A 21,741-nucleotide genomic window follows, 5' to 3' on the forward strand; every position below is an offset into this window, starting at 1 on the left:
TTGTGGTTAACTCTTCTCCTTTTAAAGTATCTTTTTTAGGCCCTCGCTATTGGTTAACTTGGGTGGGTGTATTCTTTTTATATATAATTTCGTGGTTACCGCAAAGCGTGCAATTTGCGATAGGCCGAGTGCTTGGGCGCGTTGTGTATAAATATATGAAAAAACGTCGCCATATTGCGCAAGTAAATATTAAGCTGTGTTTTCCCACCTTATCCGCAGAAGAACAAGACACCCTAGTACGTAAAAATATGGAACATACCGCTATCGCTATGCTTGAAACGGGTATGGCTTGGTGGTGGCCACAATGGCGAATTAAAAAAGTATTAGGCTCTATTTCTGGGCTTGAATATTTAGAGCAAGTGCAACAATCAGGTAAAGGGGTTTTATTATTAGTCCCTCATTTTTTGCACTTAGAAATGATGAGCCGAGTGTTAGGGTTACAATGCCAAGGGGTTGGTTTTTATCGCCCACACAACAATGCTTTAATGGAATATTTTACCACCAATGGGCGGTTACGATCGAATGAATACCTTGTCGGTAAAAAAGATGTAAAAGGCCTTTTAAAAGCACTAAAAAATAAAAAAGTGTGCTATTACCTACCCGATCAAGACTATGGCCGTAAACGCTGTGAATTTGTTCCTTTTTATGGTGTACCCGATGCAGCATCTACCACCGGTACATTATTATTTGCCGCCAGTGAAAACTGTGAAACGGCTAGTTTATCTAGCTGGCGTGATGAAAATGGAAAATACCATTTGAAAATTTTCCCCACCCTTGAACACTTCCCAAGCGGCGATGATAATGCGGATGTTAGACGTGTTAATCTAAGGATGGAAGAAGCTATTAACTTAGCGCCAACACAATACATGTGGTTACATAGGCGCTTTAAAACACGCCCAAATAAAGAGGCTCCATCACTTTATAAATAATAAGTAACATACTGTTTTTAAATATACACAGTAATAAACTAATCAAACAGGTCTATATTATGTGGTTTTGGATACGAAACATACTGCTTACATTAACGTTGATAGGAGTGGCTTATTTTTTGATATTTAATGAGGATTTAGATCTCTCATTATCAAAAGATTCGTTTAGTATTAAAGACAGCACAAATGCTGCGGCTAAAGGATTATCTCGCTTTTATACTTCAATTCGTAATCAGGTGAATGACAATAAAGAACGAGATAAATTTGTTTTACCTCTACCAACTCCGACCCTAAATATAGACCGAGTACTTGCTCAACGAAGTCAGGTTGTCGAACCACTACCAGCAAATTGGACTGGCAGTGTGACTGCACGTCGATTTGAAATTAACTCTACATTAAAAGAGGTACTCTCTGGATACGCTCATGATGAAGGAATAGAGCTATATTGGTACTTAAAAAAAGACTATGTAGTAAAAGATCACTTTAGGGTCGATAGTAATTTCACCTCAGCGCTCTACCAAGTAGGCAGAGCGATAAACGATGACTTTGAGCATGAAGTGTATACCTTTTTTTGTTACAACCAACGTGCTGCTGTGATCACCGAACTCCCTTCAGAAAATTTACGCACACATTGTATAAACTTAAAAGCTAAATAGCACTAAAGCGTCGTTAAGTGTGTAATCTTAGCGGCGCTTTAACGCAATATTAAACAGCCTCAAGCTAAGGTAAATACGTCAGACCAAATAGCGGTTACATTCTCTATATCATGTTTCAACTCTGTGCGTTCAACACAGCGCCCTTGTTGATCTAAACTTAATACATGATAACGAGAACGGTAATCAATGTAAGCTTGCACCAATTGGTGTTTTTGCTGTTCAGTTATACAACCTAGCAAGGCTGCATTTGTTAAAATCCGTACATTATCAGAGTACTCACATAACTGCGGATAATGCTGCGCATTCTTGAGTACTAAATATTGAGTAATAAATTCAATATCAGCCATCCCACCTTTATCTTGTTTTAAATCAAATTGATGCTCTGTTCCTTTCGCTAAATGTTGACGCATTTTTTCACGCATTTTTATTACATCTTGATTGAGTATTTCAACATCTCGTGATTGACATAAAATATGACTGCGAATTTGAGAAAAACGCTCAACTAAACCAGATTCACCATAAATAATACGCGCTCTAACTAAAGCCTGATGCTCCCAGGTCCACGCTTGTGTTTGCTGATAATGATTAAAGCTTTCTAAATTTATAGCCAATAAACCCGATGCCCCTTCAGGGCGAAGGCGAGTATCAAGTTCATATAAAATCCCCGAGGCCGTACGCGTATTAAATAAATGCATTAACCGTTGAGCTAATTTCAAATAAAACTGTCGTGAATCAATCGATTTATCGCCATTTGTAAAACTTGAACCATCATGATTATGTACAAACACTAAATCAAGATCAGAGTCATACCCCACTTCAAAACCACCCGTTTTACCATAAGCAATAACAGCAAAACCTTTGTTTTGCTCGCTGGTATTAGGTGGGTGACCAAAACGCTTCGTGTTAGTTTGCCAAGCAATATTAACGGCTTGTTCAACAATGGCTTCTGCTAATGCCGTTAAGTGATCGCTTACTTTCATAACATCGATCACCCCCGTGGCATCGGCTGCGGCTATACGTAACTGATGAGTTTGTTTAAATTGGCGCAATGATTCCATTTGCAGCTCTAAGTCGTCATGCTCAATACGTAAAAAATATTGTCTTATTTCATCTTTATAAGCCGATAAGGGCGTCGGTTTATAAAGCACCGCGGGGTCAATTAACTCATCTAGTAATATTGGATAACGTGATATATGTTCGCCAATCCATTTACTATGGCAACACAATAAAACTAACTGCTTTAAGGTTCCTGGATTTTCATAAAGTAATTCTAAATAAGCGGTGCGGGAGATTATTTTTGTAAATACTTGGCATACCATAGTAAAAACACGCGCATTGGCATTGTTTTCACTAAGCTGTTTAAGTAACACTGGCATTAATTTATCAAGAATATCACGTCCACGGTGCCCCATTTTAGCTTTAGCTAGCTTACGCACAAAATCATCTAAAGGGGCTTGCCAACCTTGTTTATCATCAGCTAAAAAACTTACATCAAAATGATCCCAAGTACTGATAAATGTTTGTTCGCAACTATCTATCGATTCAGTTTCTTCACCGATAACTAATGCAAACTCTTCATTCACTTTTGTCATTACCTGAGAAATTTTTTCCAGTGATGTCGCAAAATCATCATGCCCCAGTAAATATTGCAGTCGCTGTTGATTTAATACATCATCGGGTAAGGTTTGCGTTTGTTGATCGTCAAATATTTGCAAATATTGTTCAACTTTTCGTAGGTACAGATAATTAGCCGTTAATTCTTTTGCTTCACTTTCGTCAATAACCTGACTTTTTATCAATTCTTGCAGTGCTGTTAATATTGACTGTGTTTGTAAGTTTGCCTCTCGCCCACCGCGAACCATTTGTAATGCTTGTACAATAAATTCAACTTCGCGGATCCCTCCGGCCCCAAGCTTAATATTATTACGTAGTCCTTTTCGACGAACTTCTTGCGCAATCATACGTTTCATTTTACGCAAAGAGTCGATAACAGAAAAATCAATATACCGACGATATACAAAAGGTTTTAATAAAGTATAAAATTCTTCGCTATATATACTTGGTTTTCCTATTAACCTCGCCTTTAACATGGCGTAACGTTCCCAATCACGCCCTTGCTCTTGGTAGTAGTCTTCAAATGCATTAAAACTCATTACCAATGGTCCACTTTCACCAAATGGACGCAATCGCATATCAACTCTAAATACTTGGCCATCACCGGTAATATGATCTAAAGCTAAAATGATTTTTTGTGCCACTTTAGTGTAGAAAACCTGTGCCTCAACAGCACGTCGACCACCTTGCGTTTCAACATTACGGGGGTAAGTAAAAATAAGGTCTATATCGGATGAATAATTTAATTCCTTCCCTCCCAATTTTCCCATTCCTACAATCATTAAAGGCAGCGGATTAGCTTTTTCATCAAGAGGTTGCCCGCTGACTTTAGCTACTTGAGAATAAGCCCATTGATTAGCACTATCAATTAACATGTCGGCCAATTCACTAATATAAAAAACACTCTCATCAATTGGGTTATCGCAGCATAAGTCTAAATAAGCGACTTTAAGCCAATAACGCTCGCGGTATTGGCGTAATATTTTTTGACACTGATTATCATCAATCTCATTGAGTGCTGTATTAATAAAAGGCGAAACAACCTGCCGTTGTTTTAGCTCGGCCTCATCAAGCAGCCAATCTTTTAATTGTGGTTGCGATGATAAACAACGCCAAGCAAAATCACTTAATGCCAACAATTTAACAATATCACTTTGGTGTTCTTGCTCTGGATAAAGGTTTTCAAAGCGTAATTGCCCAAGCTTTGTAAATTCACTAGAGATTGGCATTGAGTTAGTCATTAATACTCCCTTTTATATAATCTGTAACCGTACTAGAATAGGTAAAGAAACCTAAAAATTTTAGGTACAAATGCTTTTAAAACGTTATATGGAATCAACATGTCATATCTATCTTTATCTAACACCAGTTTTGCTGCGATTGCCATTAGTTTTATTGTTATTTGTATAACTATTATCAGCTTACGGTTATATTCTGAATACAGGGCAAAAAAAGCCCTTAAAGATGAATTAGCTCAACGTGATAACTTTGCTATGGGAATTAGCTTTGCTAGCGAAATCATTGTGGTGATTGCGACAATGGCATTTTTATTTGATGAAATAAGTTTAAATACGGCACAATCACACCCGGTGAAAGTGATTATTTTAATCGTGTTGTTGTTTAGTTTTATTAAAATAGGCCATTTAATCCATCGAAAATGGATATTGAGTCGATTCAACGAAGAGGCTGCCATTTTAAAACAAAATGTCTGCGCCGCAATGGTTGACTCAGGAATGTTAATTGCAAATTGTATAATTACACTTGGGCTATACACTTGGACTCATATACAAGGTTACAGTAATTTACTTATCGCCATTGTGAGCTTTTTTGTTCTACAAGGTATATTTTCAATCGATTCAAAAATAAGAGAACGCAAATTTGCGAGCGCTAACCAAGGTGCTTCATTGCAAAGTAACTTTAATCACGAGAACACCTCAATAGGCATTCGTTATGCAGGAAAATCTATAGGCTTATCGTTAGCGTTATATGCAGGGCTTTCTAGCGCTGTATTTCAAAATGGTAAAATGGTTGAAAACCTTTTTACGTTAGTAATGCATTGCGGTGTAATGTGGCTGCTACTTTATTGCTTAGCGTTTATAATTAAAATGGTATCTTTACCTAAAATTAATACAGCCCTTGAGGTTGACCACCAAGACAATATTGGTATAGCGTGTATAGAGTTTGCCGTATTTTGTGCTGTTGGCTATTTACTTATCAGTATGTTTTCGATTTAAAGTAGATTAACAGCTCACGATAGCTTATATATATAACAACACACACAGTTAAGGTAATGAGAACTATGCCGTTTGAAGTTAGTAATTATCTTTTACTCGATACAGACAGTAAATTCAGCCATGATTTTGCCACACACTATTTTGATCAAAGTAAACGCCAAAACCCAAGCACATTAATTGTTGCCGGGGGGAATACACGCCAATTAGTAAAAATGATGTTCGATAACCTCATTAAAGACTATTCTTATTGCGATATAAGTAATGAAATAAGTGTCTCTGAACTGGCCAGCTACCTACATACACATCATCAAATTAAAGGGGTACTGCTCAATAAAGCCGATTATTTATCAGCCAGTAAAGAACAGCAATTTATTTTTAATTCTATCCACCAAATTCGCTTTTTAGTCTCGCAAAGTGAAAACGGATATTATTTTGAAAGCGTAGGCGAAAAAGGCCATGTTAATCATCTATCATGTCAAACTGAAATTGCCCAAACCTCAGCAGACTTAACCGAATTAGCAATACAATTAAATAAAATCTAAAATATTAAAATAAACATTTGCACCTATTTCTATGCATGCTTACCATAGTCAAATATATCCAAATACAGTAATAAGTGAAGCGTATGCGAGTCCCCCATATTTATCAGGCATCTGATATTGCACTTAACACCCCAATCTCTTTAAATGATGATGCTGCGGGGCATATTAGCCGCGTATTGCGTATGAAAGTGGGTGAGAAAATTTCTTTATTTAATGGCCAAGGCGGTGAGTTTTTAAGTGAAATAAGCGAAATCACTAAAAAAAGTGTTGTTGTGTTGCCTATTGAATATATTGACCACAATGCAGAGTCTCCATTAAAAGTGCATTTGGGGCAATGTATATCTCGCGGCGATAAAATGGATTTTACGATCCAAAAGTCGGTTGAATTAGGAGTTAACGAAATCACACCTATTTTTAGCCAGCGCTGCGGGGTAAAACTCAATGCCGATAGACTCGATAAAAAACACCAACAATGGCAAAAAATTGCAATTTCTGCTGCAGAACAGTCTGGGCGCAATGCCGTTACAGTAATTCACCCTCCAATTGATTTACAAACATGGTTAGAACAAACCAGTACAGAAATAAAGCTAACCCTACACCCTCGTGCAGAGCACAGTATAAAAACGATTATAGTCCCTGATGCTGGGGTGCGTTTTTTAATTGGCCCTGAGGGCGGCTTTACCGACGAAGAAATGTTAAATACAAAGCAACAAGAATTTGTCGATATTCGCTTAGGGCCTCGCGTTTTACGAACGGAAACAGCCGCTTTAACGGTCTTAAGTGCTTTACAACTTCAATTTGGTGATTTAGCGAATTGAAAACGATCGTAACAACCCTCATATAAACGTTATGAAGGTTCATGAACAATTTAAATAACAAGGCAAAGTGCATGGCAATTAAATTAGGTATTATTTCAGATCCGATCAGCGGGTTTAATATTAAAAAAGACACTGGTTTTGCAATGATGATGCAGGCGCAAACGCGCGGCTATGAAGTTTATTACATGGAAATGGATGACTTATCACTGCGCCAAGGTAAAGCCTATGCGACAGCGGCAAAAGCACACGTGTTTGATAACCCGTCTAAATGGTACGAACTAGAAGCAAAAGAAACTATCGCGCTAAGTGATTTAGATGTCATTTTAATGCGCAAAGATCCTCCTTTTGATACCGAATATATTTACGCCACCTATATTTTAGAACGTGCAGAGCAAGAAGGTACTTTGATTGTTAATAAACCACAAAGCCTGCGAGATGCTAACGAAAAATTATTTACAGCTTGGTTTAGTGAACACACACCCGATACATTAGTGACGCGCAGCCAAAGTCAAATCCGTGAGTTTTTAGCACAACATAAAGATATTATTTTAAAACCGTTAGATGGCATGGGCGGCGCCTCTATTTTTAGAGTAAAAGAAGATGATGCAAATATTGGCGTTATTTGCGAAACACTTACAGAGCATGGTAGCCAGTTTGCCATGGTACAAAACTATATCCCTGCGATTAAACAAGGTGACAAGCGTGTATTGGTAATTAATGGGGAAGTGATCCCGTACTGCCTTGCACGTATTCCACAAAATGGTGAAACGCGCGGTAATTTAGCCGCTGGTGGACGTGGTGAAGCAAGACCTTTAAGTGAATCAGATCTAAAAATAGCACACGCTGTTGCGCCAACGCTTAAAGAAAAAGGGCTTATTTTTGTTGGCCTAGATATCATTGGCGACAAATTAACTGAAATAAATGTCACCGCACCTACATGCGTAAAAGAAATAGAAGCCGCTTATGACATATCTATTACAGGTATATTGTTTGATGCTATCGAAGAAAAAATAGCTAAATAATAAAATTAAAACTCATTAATAATTGTTATTAATGAGTTTTTTATAGCTAACTCAATAAATATGCCATACTCACTATTCAATAACTAAAAGGTGACGCTTATGCAATCATTAGAAAATCATTTTTTAATCGCTATGCCATCAATGCAAGACCCTTTTTTTAAACATTCTGTCACCTATATTTGTGAGCATAATGAAGATGGGGCCATGGGGTTGGTTATCAACCAACCGATCAATATCACTGTCGGTGAACTACTAGATAAGATCGAAATTGATAACGATAAATCAACCGACGCCTCACAAGTCTCTGTATTTGCTGGAGGACCGGTAAAAACTGATAGAGGTTTTGTCCTTCATTCTCCACAGCTAGGTTATTCTGCAAGTCAAAAACTAAGTCGTGATATTATGATCACCACCTCAAAAGATGTCCTAGCTAAACTCACAACAGAACACGCTCCCGAACAATTTATTATTACTTTAGGTTATTCAGGCTGGGAACAAGGACAATTAGAAAAAGAGCTACTTGAGAATAGCTGGCTTATTATTAAAGCAGATCCAAAAATCATCTTTGATACCCCTATAGAAGAGCGCTGGGAAAAAGCGGTCTCTATGTTAGGGTTCGATGCTAGTCAATTAAGTAGTGAAGCTGGACACGCATAATACAATGACAAAAAAAACGCTAAAACCAAAAGGTCAACGCACCGTTATGGGCTTTGACTTTGGTACTAAAAGTATAGGGATTGCTATAGGCCAAGAACTTACAGGCAGTGCATCGAGCTTAAAGGCGGTATCGGCTCGTGATGGTATTCCTAATTGGGATGATATTGCAGTACAAGTAAACGAGTGGCAACCAGATTTAATGGTTGTTGGATTACCGTTAAATATGGATGGTACGCCTCAGGATGTGACCTTTAAAGCAAAGAAATTTGCCAATCGTTTGCACAATCATTATGCCATAGCTGTCGAAACACAAGATGAAAGGCTCACGACTGCTGATGCGAAAGCACGTTTATTTGAACAAGGTGGTTATAAAAATTTAGGCAAAAGGAAAGTTGATAATATGTCTGCGGTGATTATTTTAGAGAGTTTTTTTGAATCAAGTTACGGTGATTAATTTTATACAATAAATACCCTAATTCCCTCTTTAATAGGTAATGTATTTAACAATTAAAGAGGGAGTTGCATTTAACTAACGCAATTAATCTGAGCGCCCTTTTGTATCTAAACCGTCAATGGTCACCCCTTGTAAAAATCCAGCCCCTTGTTGCTCGTTATTACGTAGTTTTATCATTAGTCGTAAGTCATTAGGTGAATCAGCATGATGCAATGCATCGGCATAGTTAATACGCTGCTGCTTATAAAGCTCAAATAAAGCTTGATCGAACGTTTGCATTCCCATCTCGTTCGATTTACCCATCGCCTCTTTTATTCCACCAATATCGCCACTTTTAATAAGCTCAGCCACCATGGGAGAGTTTAATAAAATTTCAATGGCTGCAACTCGTCCTTCACCGTCTGAAGTAGGAATAAGTTGCTGGGCAATAATGGCACGTAAATTTAGTGCTAAATCGTATTTTAATTTGTCATGTTTTTCTTTAGGCACTAAATGCATAATACGGTCAATAGCTTGGTTTGCGTTATTAGCATGCAAGGTCGCTACACATAGATGCCCTGTTTCAGCAAAGCTTAATGCGTACTCCATGGTTTCTTGTGAACGTATTTCACCAATTAAAATAACATCGGGCGCTTGGCGTAAAGAGCTCTTTAGTGCGGATTCAAAGCTTTCTGTATCAAGCCCAACTTCGCGCTGAGTAATAATACTTTTACGATGCTCATGCACAAACTCAATGGGATCTTCAATCGTTAAAATATGCCCCCGTTGATTACGGTTGCGATAACCAATTAAAGCCGCTAATGAGGTTGATTTACCAGTACCCGTACCACCAACAAACAGCAGTAATCCACGTTTTGCCATTATTACATCGGTTAGTGTTGAGGGTAAACCTAAGTCATTAATATCAGGGATTTCGGTTACGATACGTCTAATGACCATCCCCGCTCTATCACGCTGCCAAAAAGCAGAAATACGAAAACGACCTTCATCGGTAGCAATAGCAAAATTACATTCTTTTGTTTTGTGAAACTCTGCTTTTTGTTTTTCGCTCATCGCTGACTCAACCAGCGTAAGCGCCTGCTCATCAGTTAGCTTATCATCACCTAGCGCCGTCAATTCGCCATTTATTTTTGCACTCACTGGCAAATGGCTAGAAACAAATAAATCAGATCCTTGTTTTTCAATCATTAAATGTAAAAAACGATTTAAAGAAATATCCATGTTTTTCCCTAGCCTCCAAATTGCGATTTATCTTGTGCTTTAGCTTTAGCTGCAGCCGTTGTTATCAAGCCATGGTTAACCAAACTTGTTAAACATTGATCCATCGTTTGCATACCGACTGACGCTCCGGTTTGAATAGATGAATACATTTGTGCAATTTTATCTTCGCGTATTAAATTACGAATAGCTGGTACACCCAGCATAATTTCATGGGCTGCAATACGCCCGCCGCCTATTTTTTTAAGTAATGTTTGCGAAATTACAGCACGTAATGATTCAGACAGCATTGAGCGTACCATGTCTTTTTCTTCGCCAGGGAATACATCAATAATACGGTCAATGGTTTTTGGTGCAGAGGTGGTATGCAATGTGCCAAACACTAAATGCCCCGTTTCGGCCGCGGTCATCGCCAAACGAATAGTTTCTAAATCACGTAGCTCACCCACTAAAATAACATCGGGGTCTTCACGTAATGAACTGCGTAAAGCATTAGAAAAGCTATGGGTGTCACGGTGAACTTCGCGTTGATTAATCAAGCTTAATTTATTGTCGTGTACAAACTCAATCGGATCTTCGATAGTTAAGATATGATGGTGTTTAGTTTGGTTTATATAATCAACCATTGCTGCAAGCGTTGTTGATTTACCCGAACCAGTCGGTCCTGTAACAAGCACCAGTCCTCTTGGGTTATCAGAAATTGTTTTAAATATATCAGGTGCACCCAAATCTTCTAACGATAGAACCTCGCTTGGAATAGTACGAAAAACAGCTGCAGGACCTCGGTTAGAATTAAATGCATTAACACGAAAACGAGCTAAATTAGGCACTTCAAAAGAAAAATCAACTTCTAGGTTTTGTTCGTAGTCCTTACGTTGATTATCGTTCATAATATCGTATACCAACCCGTTTACATCTTTGCTTTCAAGGGCTGGAATATTTATACGGCGCACATCGCCGTCAACGCGTATCATGGGTGAAACACCTGACGACAGGTGTAAATCTGATGCTTTGTTTTGAACACAAAACGCCAATAATTCGGTAATATCCATTTATGGCTCCACAACTAACTGATAATTATATGTTTACAATAGCAGAACGACTCACAAGCGCCTACGACAGAATAGCCAAGGCTGCAAAAAAATCTCCGTATAATAACAACGTAGCATTACTTGCAGTGTCGAAAACAAAACCCTGTGACGACATTATTGCCGCATACCAGTTTGGTCAACGCCAATTTGGTGAGTCATATGTTCAAGAGGCTGTAGATAAAATAGCGCAACTAGACTCATATAGCGACATCATTTGGCATTTCATTGGCCCCATTCAATCAAATAAATCGGCATTAGTTGCAGAGTATTTTGATTGGGTACATAGTGTCGATAGATTAAAAATAGCCAATCGATTAGCCAGTCAGCGCCCTGAAAATAAACAGCCGTTAAATGTTTTAATACAAGTTAATATTAGCTTGGAAGAAGCAAAATCAGGTTGCCAACCCGATGAAATTGATGCGCTTGCAAAGTTTATAGCGAATGCACCTACGTTAAAGTTACGCGGTTTAATGGCAATACCGGCCAAATCGAATTGCTACGACACGCAAATAGAATATTTTAAGCAATTATATGCTTGCTTTGATAAACTAAAGACCCAATATCCTGATATAGATACATTGTCGATGGGAATGAGTAATGATGTCGAAGCAGCAATTAGTGCTGGTTCAACAATGGTCAGGATCGGCACAGATATTTTTGGTACACGAACTTAAAAGGGTGATAACAGACGTATGTCAGATAAAACAATCGCATTTATAGGAACAGGTAACATGAGCTATGCCATTATTGGTGGCATGGTAAAAAATGGGTTTAACCCACAACATATTATTGCAACTAACCGCAACCAAGAAAAACTAGCTAAAGTAGCTAGCGACTTTAACGTGCAAACCACCAGCGATAATAATCAAGCCTTACGCAATGCTGATGTTATTGTTTTATCGGTTAAACCACAAATGATGGGTGATTTATGCCAATCATTTCAAGATTCTGGTATCGATTTTAGTGATAAATTATTTATTTCTGTGGCGGCAGGGCTTACTGTTTCACGATTACGTGAGATGTTAGGTCAACCAGTAAAAATGGTACGTTGTATGCCAAATACACCTTCGTTATTAGGCCGCGGTGTGTCAGGACTATTTGGTGCAGGCGAAACTAGCGATGAACACAATTTTGTACAGCACGTATTTGAATCAACCGGTATCGTGGTTTGGGTTAAACAAGAATCTCAAATAAACGATATTATTGCTGTAACGGGCTCATCGCCTGCTTACTTTTTCTTATTTATGCAGGCCATCGAAGAAAAAGCAAAAGCACTTGGTTTTAGTGACGACGATGCGCGTAAATTAGTACAACAAACCGCATTAGGCGCTGCTGAAATGACCGTTGATCAAAGTGATATTAGCATTGAACAATTACGTGCCAATGTAACTTCTAAAGGTGGAACAACCCATGCAGCTGTTGAACACTTAAAAGCAGAAGGCTTAATAAACACAGTGGGTGATGCAATGGATGCATGTATTGCCCGTGCTCAACAAATGGAACAAGAGCTTTAAGTTCATATTACGATAAAGGTTATACTATGACGGCGATGCACTTTTTAATTGATACTGTATTCAATTTATTTTTAATGGTAGTCCTACTACGTTTTTGGTTACAGTGGGCTAAAGCTGACTTTTACAATCCAATGAGTCAATTTGTGGTCAAAGCAACGTCGTTTGCTGTAAACCCATTACGCAAAATAATCCCAGGCTTTGCAGGGCTTGATTTTGCTTCTTTGTTGTTAGCATTTTTAATCGCATTGGCTAAAGTCAGCATTTTAATGTACATGCAGTTTCACGGCTGGGCATTACAACCTGCCTTAATACAAAGTGTACTGAGTGTATTAAGCGAAGCGTTTAGCTTACTATTTTTAGTGTTAATTGTTCGTGCTATTTTAAGCTTTGTAAGTCAGGGATATAATCCCATTGAAGCCGTTTTTCAACAATTAACAGAGCCAATGCTTAGACCTATCCGTAAAGTCATTCCACCTATGGGTGGGTTCGATTTATCAATTTTGGTCTTAATTATCGCAATTCAATTTATACAAAAGTTATTAATTGATTTATTCATTTAATCACTTTTATTAAAACAACATTCGAAGAGGTCATTTGGCCTCTTTTTTATAGGTTTGCAGGAGATAACTATGCAGCGTTTATTTTCACTTTTTGCAATGCTAACCCTCGTATTGGCATTTACTAGCAAAGCACAACAAATGCCTGGCGCACAATATAAAGAGCTCGGTGATTGGCAGGTACACTACATTGCTTTTCCATCAACCTTTATTCAGCCAAATATAGCTCAAGCCTATGGCCTTGAGCGCAGTGGTTACAAAGGTATTGTTAATATTTCCATTTTAAAAAATGACGCCCAAAATAGTGCTCAAACAGCGGTTTTAACCGGTACAGCAAAAAATCTACTCGGTAATAAGCAAACCCTTAACTTTAAAGAAGTTAAAGAAGGTGATGCGATTTATTATTTAGCACAAGTAGATTACAGCAACGAAGAAGTATTACGCTTTGAAATAGCTATAAAACAAAACAACCAATTTCACACCCTGAAATTCCAACAAAAATTTTACGTAGATTAAGCCCATTATGAGCAAAACTTTAGTGCTTGCCACAGGCAACCGTGGAAAAGTCGATGAGCTGGCAAGCATGCTAAGCCCATTAAATATTAATGTAGTACCGCAAAGCGAATTTAACGTTGGTGAAGTGGCTGAAACCGGCACCACCTTTGTTGAAAACGCCATAATTAAAGCCCGCCATGCCGCTAAAATAACGTCAATGCCCGCAATAGCTGACGATTCAGGGCTTGAAGTAGATGGTTTAAATGGCGCTCCAGGTGTTTATTCAGCACGCTATAGTGGTGATGATGCAAGCGATCAACAAAATATTGATAAACTGATGCATGAGCTCGGTGATAACCCTGTTCGCAGTGCACGTTTTTGGTGTGTATTAGTGTTTATGCGCCATAGCGAAGATCCAACGCCACTCATTTGCAGTGCGAGTTGGGAAGGTGAAATTACTTTAAAACAACACGGTGAAGGTGGCTTTGGCTACGATCCGGTGTTTTTTATCCCTGAATTAAATTGCACTAGCGCACAGCTGAGTAAAAGCCAAAAAAATGCAATAAGTCATCGCGCTCAAGCATTAGCTAAATTATTAGATGCTTTAAAACTAAAAGGCGGCCTGTGATCCTACCTCCTCTGAGTTTATATATTCATGTGCCTTGGTGTGTGCAAAAGTGCCCTTATTGCGACTTTAATAGTCATGGTCAAAAAGGCGAAATACCTGAGGCTGAATATGTACAGCATTTAATTGATGACCTAAAAGCCGACTTACATCTGGTACAAGGTCGTAAAATTCACAGTATATTTATCGGTGGCGGCACACCGAGCTTATTAACGGGCAGTGCATACACTCGCCTTATCAATGAAATAGATAACCTAATTGGTTTAGCACCGCAGTGCGAAATCACTCTAGAAGCGAATCCAGGGACTGTTGAAACAAATCGCTTTAAAGAATATGTAAATGCAGGCATAAACCGGATTTCTATCGGGGTGCAAAGCATGCAAAATGACAAGCTAAAAGCCCTAGGTCGAATCCACGGAGCCGATGAAGCTGTTTATGCCGCTGAGCAAGCAAAAGAGGCCGGATTAAATAGCTTTAACTTAGATTTAATGCATGGACTACCTGGGCAAACTCTCGATGACGCCCTGAGTGATTTAAAGAAAATCATTGCCTTAAATCCACCGCACATATCGTGGTATCAACTCACGATAGAGCCCAATACTCAGTTTGCTTCTAAGCCACCGACGTTGCCACACGATGACACCTTATGGGATATTCAAGAACAAGGCCAAGCATTATTAGCACAAGCCGGCTATATCCAATACGAAATATCAGGTTATGCAAAACCAGGCTTTCAATGTCAGCATAACTTAAATTATTGGCGCTTTGGCGATTATATCGGTATCGGCTGTGGTGCACATGGTAAAGTAACAAATGCCAAAACGCAGGTGATAACGCGTACCGAAAAGGTAAAACATCCCCGTGGCTATATGGATATGGTGAAGCCTTATTTATATAAAAGCTGGCAGGTGGCACAAGATGATTTAGCATTTGAGTTTTTTATGAATCGATTTCGTCTCTTTGAGCCCTGCCCTATTGATGATTTTTCCGTGCTAACTCATCAGCCATTAGAGTCTGTTGAAAATGCGCTGGCACAAGCAAAGACAAATAAACTGCTCACACAGACAAAGCAACAATGGCAAGTGACTCAAAAAGGGCATCGTTTTTTAAATGATCTGCTAGAGTTATTTGTTTAATGCCGATATAAAACGGTAATTTATAATAATAATTTTACCCAACTGGGTTTCTAACAACAAAGGGAAAAAAATGCGTAAACTTACTTTTATCGCAGCAGCAATAAGCGCTGCATTATTAGGTGGCTGTCAGCAGACAGCTGAAAAACCGACCTCAGAAATGGTAGTACAAGTCGCGCCGCAGCAAAGCGAAATAGATCGCGCCAATGCCTTTTTTGATGACACATTTAAACGTGATGTCATGCAAAGCCCTATCTATCAAACATACATGGGGATAAAAAAAGATTACGATAAATGGGATGATGGCAGCGAAGCTGAAGTACTTAAAAGTCACGCACAAACAAAAGCAGACTTAGTTGAATTAAAAACAATTAACCGAGACCTACTTGATGCATCAACGCAAGTAAGTTACGACTTAAAAAAACAAGCACTTGAAAATTCGATTGCCGACTTTAAATGGCGATACCATAACTACCCGGTAAATCAAATGTTTGGTACGCACTCTATGGTGCCTGCGTTTTTAATTAACCAACATCAAATTAGTAATGTTGATGATGCCAAGGCCTATATTTCTCGCCTTAATGGGGTACCAAAAGTATTTGAACAGTTAGTTACTGATTTAACAGTACGTGCTGATAAAGGTATTATCGCTCCTAAATTTGTTTTTCCACATGTGATTGATTCAAGTAAAAACATTATTAAAGGCGCCCCTTTTGAACAAGGTGAAGATTCAACGCTGCTTAGTGACTTTAAACGTAAAGTATCTGCACTTGAAATAACACAAGAAGAAAAAGAGACACTAATAGCGCAAGCTACTGATGCACTAACATCGGCGGTAAAACCCGCTTATTCAACGTTAATAAATTTTTTAGCACAACTTGAAAAACGTGCCGATGATCGTGACGGCGCTTGGAAGTTACCTGATGGTGCTGATTTTTATAACAACGCATTAAAAAGAACCACCACCACTGATTTAACAGCAAAAGAGATCCATGCTGTTGGTTTAGCTGAAGTTGCACGTATTCATGATGAAATGCGTCAAATTAAAGAAAAAGTGGGCTTTAAAGGTGACTTAAAAGCGTTTATGCAGTTTATGAAAACAGATAAGCAATTTTACTTACCAAATACTGAAGCAGGTAAAGAGCAATACTTAAGCGAGGCTACAGCTTTAATTAACACCATGAAGTCGCGTTTAGATGAGTTATTTATTGTAAAACCAAAAGCAGATATGGTTGTAAAACGCGTTGAAGCTTTCCGTGAAAAAGCAGCGGGTAAAGCCTTTTATCAACAACCAGCACCGGATGGTTCTCGTCCAGGTATTTACTACGCAAACCTTTACGATATGCAAGCAATGCCCACCTATCAAATGGAAGCACTGGCATATCACGAAGGTATTCCAGGACACCATATGCAAATAGCGATTTCGCAAGAGCTAGAAGGTGTTCCAGAGTTTCGTAAATATGGCCGTTACACCGCTTACACTGAAGGCTGGGGGTTATACTCTGAGTTTATACCAAAAGAAATGGGCATGTATTCAGACCCGTACTCAGATTTTGGTCGCCTCTCTATGGAGCTTTGGCGTGCATGTCGTTTAGTGGTAGACACCGGTATTCATGCAATGAAGTGGGATCGCCAAACAGGTATTGATTACTATGTAAATAATACGCCAAATGCAACTTCAGATGCGGTTAAAATGGTTGAACGCCACATTGTAATGCCTTCACAAGCAACCGCTTACAAAGTAGGTATGCTTAAAATACTTGAACTACGTGAAGCAGCTAAAATGGAGCTGGGTGATAAGTTTGATATACGTCAATTCCATGATGTAGTTCTTAAAAATGGCCCTCTTCCACTGAACTTATTAGAAAAGTTTGTAAATGAATGGGTTGCAAGCAAAAAAAGTTAAGCGTTATTTTTAATAACACATAAACTTAAAAGGTCGCCTAAGCGGCCTTTTGTTTATATTTATTTTAATAAGGATAATAATGGATTTAAGTATACAATTACTCCGTGCGCGCATTGCCAAACAGCAACTCAATGAGTTAGATAACGACTTTAAAAACCTAACGTCGCAGCAACAAGTATTGCAGCTTAAATATCTATTTCAAAGTGCGCTGCGAATGGACGTTAAATATCAATTTATGCAAAATGCAGCAACGCATATTTTAGCAACTAACCAACTTCCTGCAGAGTTTATTTCGCAATTTACACAACTCGATGAATTAGTGTTTTTTACACCGGCACTGAAAGTAAATAAAGGCTTTATGACATACAATGAGCAAGGTAATGGCCTATTACATACATTATTTAGTCATGCTGATGAAAGTACACTCCCTTTTAATTACATACGTTCACTAATGTTATTTGAATCTAACGAAGATCTATTAAGTGCCTTAGCTACGCCTAATGCACAAGGGCTTACCCCGGTGGCTTGCTATATTGCTTTTGCAAATAAAACGAACATACCAATTAAACATGAGTTTTCAGCCTTACTAGCGTTAATAGAAATAGAGCAAAAGCAAAATTCGCAGTACAAAGGAAATCTATTACCTTTTTTACAACCAACACGCTTGAATGAACCGACATTGTTACTCAGTGCGGCTTACTTACAACGCCCTACTAGCGAAATAGCCCGTTTAGTTAAAAGTATGAATTAATCGACTAAGTAGTATTCAACACGGCTAACCACACGTACTTTCTTTATTGCTGGTGTATTCGAGTCGCGGGCACGAATGCTAAATTGCCCCTGATGAGCCGTTTTAATTTTACCTAATTTAGAATTAGAATCTTTGGCAAATTTTTGTGCTACTTCTCTTGCTTTTTCAGTCGCTTGTTGCACCATACTTGGTTTTATATTGTTTAAACCGTTAAATATATATTCTATTTTAGTTTGGTAACTGTCTTGTTCTATGGCAATGTTTTGTTTAGCTAACTGGCTAATCTGAGCAACCGCATTTTTTACTTTATCAAGTGCGTGACTATAAATAGTAACGGTAGAGCGAGCTAGGTATCTAAGCTTTTGATGCTGATTAACATACGCTTGTGTTTGCTGATCTTTTATTGATTGAACTCCCAATGATATCTCATCGTCATCAAAGCCATGCAGCTTTAAAAAGGCAATAATTGCACTATTTTTTTGCTCAATACGCTGCACTAACACCTCTAAATTATTATCCGCATCTGTAAATTGTAATGGCCAAATAACCGTATCGGCAACAACATCTCGTTCGGCCAAGCCTTTGACCACGACAGTACGATCCATTGCTTTTACTGCAAGTGCCGTGCTATTTAAAATGACTCCTAAGCCAAGTAATCCAATTGCTAAAATTGCAGCGGCAATGGCTAAATTATAATTTGTTACTCGGCTCATACTGGCTCCATGATTTGCTACTCGAAAATGTCCTGTAAACAAGGTACATTAATAAGCTTAACAACGACTGAAAAAACACTCGCACATCAAACAGGATTTTAAAATGAGCTTAAAACGAATTAGTCAGTTTTTTAACCCAAGATCAGTCGCGGTTATTGGCGCATCGAATGTATCAACTCGTGCGGGCTATGTGGTTATGCGTAATTTATTACAAGGAGGCTTTAAAGGCCCTATTATGCCGGTCACCCCCACACATACCGCGGTGCATGGTGTACTTGCTTATCCCCATATTTCAGCCCTGCCCAAAGTACCTGATCTTGCGATTATTTGTACCAACAAAAACACGCTATTAGATATTATTGAACAGCTAGGTACACTCGGCTGCACCAGCGCAATAATTATTGCTGATGGATTGTCTAACGAACAAAAACAACAAATAAAACATATCGCCTCAGAATATAATGTGACTTTATTAGGGCCCAACTGCTTAGGCTTGCTGATCCCACATATTGGTTTAAATGCCAGTTTTTCACACACGGTCGCAAGTCCAGGTAAGCTGGCGTTTATTTCTCAATCAGCAGCGGTATGTTCAACTATTTTAGATTGGGCTAAAAATAAAGAGATTGGGTTTTCTTATTTTTTATCAGTCGGTGACTGCCTTGATATTGACTTTGATGAACTGCTTGATTTTTTTGGTCGTGATGCTAAAACCAAAGCAATATTATTATACATTGATAACATTGAAGATATTAGAGGCTTTATTTCAGCAGCCAGAGCGGCGGCATTTAGTAAACCCGTTATTGCTATTAAAACCGGCCGTACCAGCGCAGGCGCACTCGCCGGAGAAATACACACTGGTGGAAAACAAAGCCCAGATGCGGTATACGACGCTCTATTTCAACGCGCTGGTATGTTAAGGGTAAATGATTTAACAGAGCTATTTGCTGCAACCCAAACCCTGGCCATGCACCCCAAATTACTACAAGTAGAGCAATTAACTATTTTAACCAACGGCGGCGGTCCTGGGGTTATGGCCGTCGATGAGCTCATAAAGGGCTCAGGCCAGCTTGCACAATTAAGTGATGACACACGTCAGGCTTTAAATAAAGTCATCCCACAATCTGATACCACTTCAAATCCTGTTGATATATTTGGCGATTCAGCACCATCTCGGTATAAACAAGCATTAGAAATTTTATTACGCGCAAGTGAAGTTAAAAACCTTTTAATTATTCATACACCGTCAGCTTTAGCACCGAGCGAAGATTACGCCAATATAATTGTTGAAACCCTTAAAACGATCCCTAAAATGGCTCGTCCCTATGTGATCACAAATTTTATGGGTGAAGATGCTGCGTATGCCGCCAGAAAAGTGTGTAGCAATTATGCCATTCCAACCTATCGTACTCCCGAAGGTGCTGTCAGCGCTTTTATGCATTTAGTGACATATCGCCGTAACCAAAAACATTTAACGCAAACACCGGAGTCAAATACACTCGATACAAAAATAAATCGTCAAGGTGCTAATACACTAATTACAGAACATTTAGCCCAACAACAGTTTTATTTATCGACTCATCAAGCGCGCAAAGTGTTGAGTAACTATGGCGTTGAGTGCATTAAAACAGAGGTGGCTTTCAATCCCGAACAAGCAAAACAGCAAGCTATTAAGCTAGGCTTTCCGGTTGCGCTTAAATTAATTAGCCCTAGTATCGCCTCTAAATCTGAGGTCGGTGGTGTGGTATTGAATCTTAATGATGCACAAGAGGTAGAACAAACGGCTGTTGCTATGCTAAAACGCATTAAAAACACCTATCCGCATGCCATTATTGAAGGGTTTTCACTACAAAAAATGGCACCAAGAGCCGGCGCTAATGAATTACGTATTGCAATTAAAACCGAACCAAACTTTGGTCCTGTTATTTTACTCGGTGAGGCGGGGAATGGCCTTGAGTATGCCCAAGCTGCAGTAGCTTTACCCCCATTAAATATGAACTTAGCAAAATACTTGATTGCTGCGGCACATGATAAGGGCGTATTAAAAGATCGAATTTTGCCCGAAAAAGTTGATAAATACAGGTTGTGCGCACTCCTTACTCGCATTTCCCAACTCATCATCGATCAGCCCGATATTACCTCATTAGAGCTTAATCCTATTTTAGCCAGTAATGGGCAATTTTTAGTACTCGATGCCAGTATTAATATCCATCCGTATAAGGCTGCGGCCAATAAAAAGCGTTTATCTATTCGACCTTACCCAATTAACTTAGTTAAAGAAGTGACTTTAAAAGATCATTCTCAAGCGACTCTTCGCCCCATCAGACCTGAAGACGAGCAGGCACATAAAGATTTCGATGCTTCATTAAATAAAGAGGATAGATACAAGCGCTTCTTTGGCGAATTACCACAATTTAATCATGATCAATTAGCAAAAATGACGCAAATTGATTACGACCGAGAAATGGCGTTTATTGTTACTCAGCGTCGAAATGGCACCGCATGTACATTAGGTGTGTCGAGGGTGATTATGGACCCTGATAATTTACATGCTGAGTTTGCCACCGTTGTTCGTTCTAACTATCAAGGTTTAGGCTTAGGACGCATGCTCATGCAAGCTGCAATTGATTACTGTAAACACCAAGGGGTTGAAGTAATTGAAGGGATAACGCTACCCGAAAATACCGGAATGATTGAATTAGCACGTAAATTGGGGTTTGTCATAACCCGTGATTTTGAAGAAGGCAGCGTCAATATGGTTTTAACGTTTTGAGTAATCAAAAAATCAGTAACAGAAAAAAATTCGCTTTACTCT

General features: G+C 38.7%; 21 protein-coding genes. 17 read left to right on the plus strand and 4 right to left on the minus strand.

What is annotated here, in order from left to right; translation table 11 throughout:
- The first annotated feature begins 2 nt into the window (after nt 1-2).
- Complete coding sequence (lpxL, locus tag J8L70_RS06275; RefSeq protein ID WP_211054686.1) at nt 3-929, plus strand: LpxL/LpxP family Kdo(2)-lipid IV(A) lauroyl/palmitoleoyl acyltransferase; 927 nt, start codon at nt 3-5, stop codon at nt 927-929.
- A gap of 59 nt (nt 930-988) precedes the next feature.
- Nucleotides 989-1,585 carry a TcpQ domain-containing protein gene (locus J8L70_RS06280; protein ID WP_211054687.1) on the plus strand — a complete coding sequence of 199 codons (597 nt, stop codon included), beginning with the start codon at nt 989-991 and terminating at the stop codon, nt 1,583-1,585.
- Between the two features lie 59 nt (nt 1,586-1,644).
- Here the strand turns inward: J8L70_RS06280 and glnE are convergent, their stop codons facing one another.
- Nucleotides 1,645-4,440, minus strand: a complete 2,796-nt coding sequence (gene glnE, locus J8L70_RS06285; RefSeq protein ID WP_211054688.1) for a bifunctional [glutamate--ammonia ligase]-adenylyl-L-tyrosine phosphorylase/[glutamate--ammonia-ligase] adenylyltransferase — start codon at nt 4,438-4,440, stop codon at nt 1,645-1,647.
- A 99-nt stretch (nt 4,441-4,539) separates the two neighbouring features.
- On the opposite strand from glnE, the gene J8L70_RS06290 reads away from it, so the two are divergent.
- The 6 genes from J8L70_RS06290 to ruvX all read left to right on the plus strand — a co-directional run bounded on the left by J8L70_RS06290 (nt 4,540) and on the right by ruvX (nt 8,926).
- Nucleotides 4,540-5,433, plus strand: a complete 894-nt coding sequence (locus tag J8L70_RS06290) for a hypothetical protein (protein ID WP_211054689.1) — start codon at nt 4,540-4,542, stop codon at nt 5,431-5,433.
- A 65-nt stretch (nt 5,434-5,498) separates the two neighbouring features.
- Complete coding sequence (locus J8L70_RS06295; protein WP_211054690.1) at nt 5,499-5,975, plus strand: hypothetical protein; 477 nt, start codon at nt 5,499-5,501, stop codon at nt 5,973-5,975.
- Between the two features lie 83 nt (nt 5,976-6,058).
- Nucleotides 6,059-6,793, plus strand: a complete 735-nt coding sequence (gene rsmE / locus J8L70_RS06300; protein WP_211054691.1) for a 16S rRNA (uracil(1498)-N(3))-methyltransferase — start codon at nt 6,059-6,061, stop codon at nt 6,791-6,793.
- Between the two features lie 71 nt (nt 6,794-6,864).
- Nucleotides 6,865-7,815 (plus strand): glutathione synthase, encoded by a 951-nt coding sequence (gene gshB / locus J8L70_RS06305; RefSeq protein ID WP_211054692.1) that lies wholly within the window; start codon nt 6,865-6,867, stop codon nt 7,813-7,815.
- Nucleotides 7,816-7,914: 99 nt separating this feature from the next.
- Complete coding sequence (locus tag J8L70_RS06310; protein ID WP_211054693.1) at nt 7,915-8,472, plus strand: YqgE/AlgH family protein; 558 nt, start codon at nt 7,915-7,917, stop codon at nt 8,470-8,472.
- Nucleotides 8,473-8,476: 4 nt separating this feature from the next.
- Entirely contained in the window at nt 8,477-8,926 is a 450-nt protein-coding gene (gene ruvX, locus J8L70_RS06315; RefSeq protein ID WP_211054694.1) for a Holliday junction resolvase RuvX, read from the plus strand.
- Between the two features lie 84 nt (nt 8,927-9,010).
- On the opposite strand, the gene J8L70_RS06320 is transcribed toward ruvX, so the two are convergent.
- Both J8L70_RS06320 and J8L70_RS06325 read right to left on the minus strand, forming a co-directional pair.
- The gene (locus J8L70_RS06320) at nt 9,011-10,147 is read right to left on the minus strand and encodes a PilT/PilU family type 4a pilus ATPase (protein WP_211054695.1); all 1,137 of its coding nucleotides are present in this window, start codon (nt 10,145-10,147) and stop codon (nt 9,011-9,013) included.
- Nucleotides 10,148-10,155: 8 nt separating this feature from the next.
- Entirely contained in the window at nt 10,156-11,196 is a 1,041-nt protein-coding gene (locus J8L70_RS06325) for a type IV pilus twitching motility protein PilT (RefSeq protein WP_211054696.1), read from the minus strand.
- 2 nt (nt 11,197-11,198) lie between these two features.
- Between J8L70_RS06325 and J8L70_RS06330 the strand changes: the two genes are divergently transcribed.
- From J8L70_RS06330 to J8L70_RS06365, 8 genes are all read left to right on the plus strand, one after another.
- Nucleotides 11,199-11,909: a YggS family pyridoxal phosphate-dependent enzyme gene (locus J8L70_RS06330; protein WP_211054697.1), complete on the plus strand. Its 711-nt coding sequence runs from the start codon at nt 11,199-11,201 to the stop codon at nt 11,907-11,909.
- A gap of 18 nt (nt 11,910-11,927) precedes the next feature.
- Complete coding sequence (gene proC, locus J8L70_RS06335) at nt 11,928-12,749, plus strand: pyrroline-5-carboxylate reductase (RefSeq protein WP_211054698.1); 822 nt, start codon at nt 11,928-11,930, stop codon at nt 12,747-12,749.
- 26 nt (nt 12,750-12,775) lie between these two features.
- Nucleotides 12,776-13,309 carry a YggT family protein gene (locus J8L70_RS06340; protein WP_211054699.1) on the plus strand — a complete coding sequence of 178 codons (534 nt, stop codon included), beginning with the start codon at nt 12,776-12,778 and terminating at the stop codon, nt 13,307-13,309.
- 69 nt (nt 13,310-13,378) lie between these two features.
- Nucleotides 13,379-13,822 (plus strand): DUF4426 domain-containing protein, encoded by a 444-nt coding sequence (locus J8L70_RS06345; protein WP_211054700.1) that lies wholly within the window; start codon nt 13,379-13,381, stop codon nt 13,820-13,822.
- A gap of 7 nt (nt 13,823-13,829) precedes the next feature.
- Nucleotides 13,830-14,429: an RdgB/HAM1 family non-canonical purine NTP pyrophosphatase gene (gene rdgB, locus J8L70_RS06350; protein WP_211054701.1), complete on the plus strand. Its 600-nt coding sequence runs from the start codon at nt 13,830-13,832 to the stop codon at nt 14,427-14,429.
- Complete coding sequence (gene hemW / locus J8L70_RS06355; protein WP_211054702.1) at nt 14,426-15,562, plus strand: radical SAM family heme chaperone HemW; 1,137 nt, start codon at nt 14,426-14,428, stop codon at nt 15,560-15,562. Before rdgB ends, hemW begins: the two co-directional genes overlap by 4 nt.
- A 70-nt stretch (nt 15,563-15,632) precedes the next feature.
- Entirely contained in the window at nt 15,633-17,465 is a 1,833-nt protein-coding gene (locus J8L70_RS06360) for a DUF885 domain-containing protein (protein WP_211054703.1), read from the plus strand.
- 79 nt (nt 17,466-17,544) lie between these two features.
- Nucleotides 17,545-18,216, plus strand: a complete 672-nt coding sequence (locus J8L70_RS06365) for a hypothetical protein (RefSeq protein ID WP_211054704.1) — start codon at nt 17,545-17,547, stop codon at nt 18,214-18,216.
- On the opposite strand, the gene J8L70_RS06370 is transcribed toward J8L70_RS06365, so the two are convergent.
- Nucleotides 18,213-18,929 carry an SIMPL domain-containing protein gene (locus tag J8L70_RS06370; protein ID WP_211054705.1) on the minus strand — a complete coding sequence of 239 codons (717 nt, stop codon included), beginning with the start codon at nt 18,927-18,929 and terminating at the stop codon, nt 18,213-18,215. The genes J8L70_RS06365 and J8L70_RS06370 overlap by 4 nt on opposite strands.
- Before the next feature lie 103 nt (nt 18,930-19,032).
- Here J8L70_RS06370 and J8L70_RS06375 point away from each other — a divergent pair, with 103 nt between their 5' ends.
- Complete coding sequence (locus J8L70_RS06375) at nt 19,033-21,699, plus strand: bifunctional acetate--CoA ligase family protein/GNAT family N-acetyltransferase (RefSeq protein ID WP_211054706.1); 2,667 nt, start codon at nt 19,033-19,035, stop codon at nt 21,697-21,699.
- Nucleotides 21,700-21,741 lie beyond the last annotated feature (42 nt).

The sequence above is a fragment of the Pseudoalteromonas sp. MMG010 genome (genome assembly GCF_018100905.1).
GTDB lineage: Bacteria > Pseudomonadota > Gammaproteobacteria > Enterobacterales > Alteromonadaceae > Pseudoalteromonas.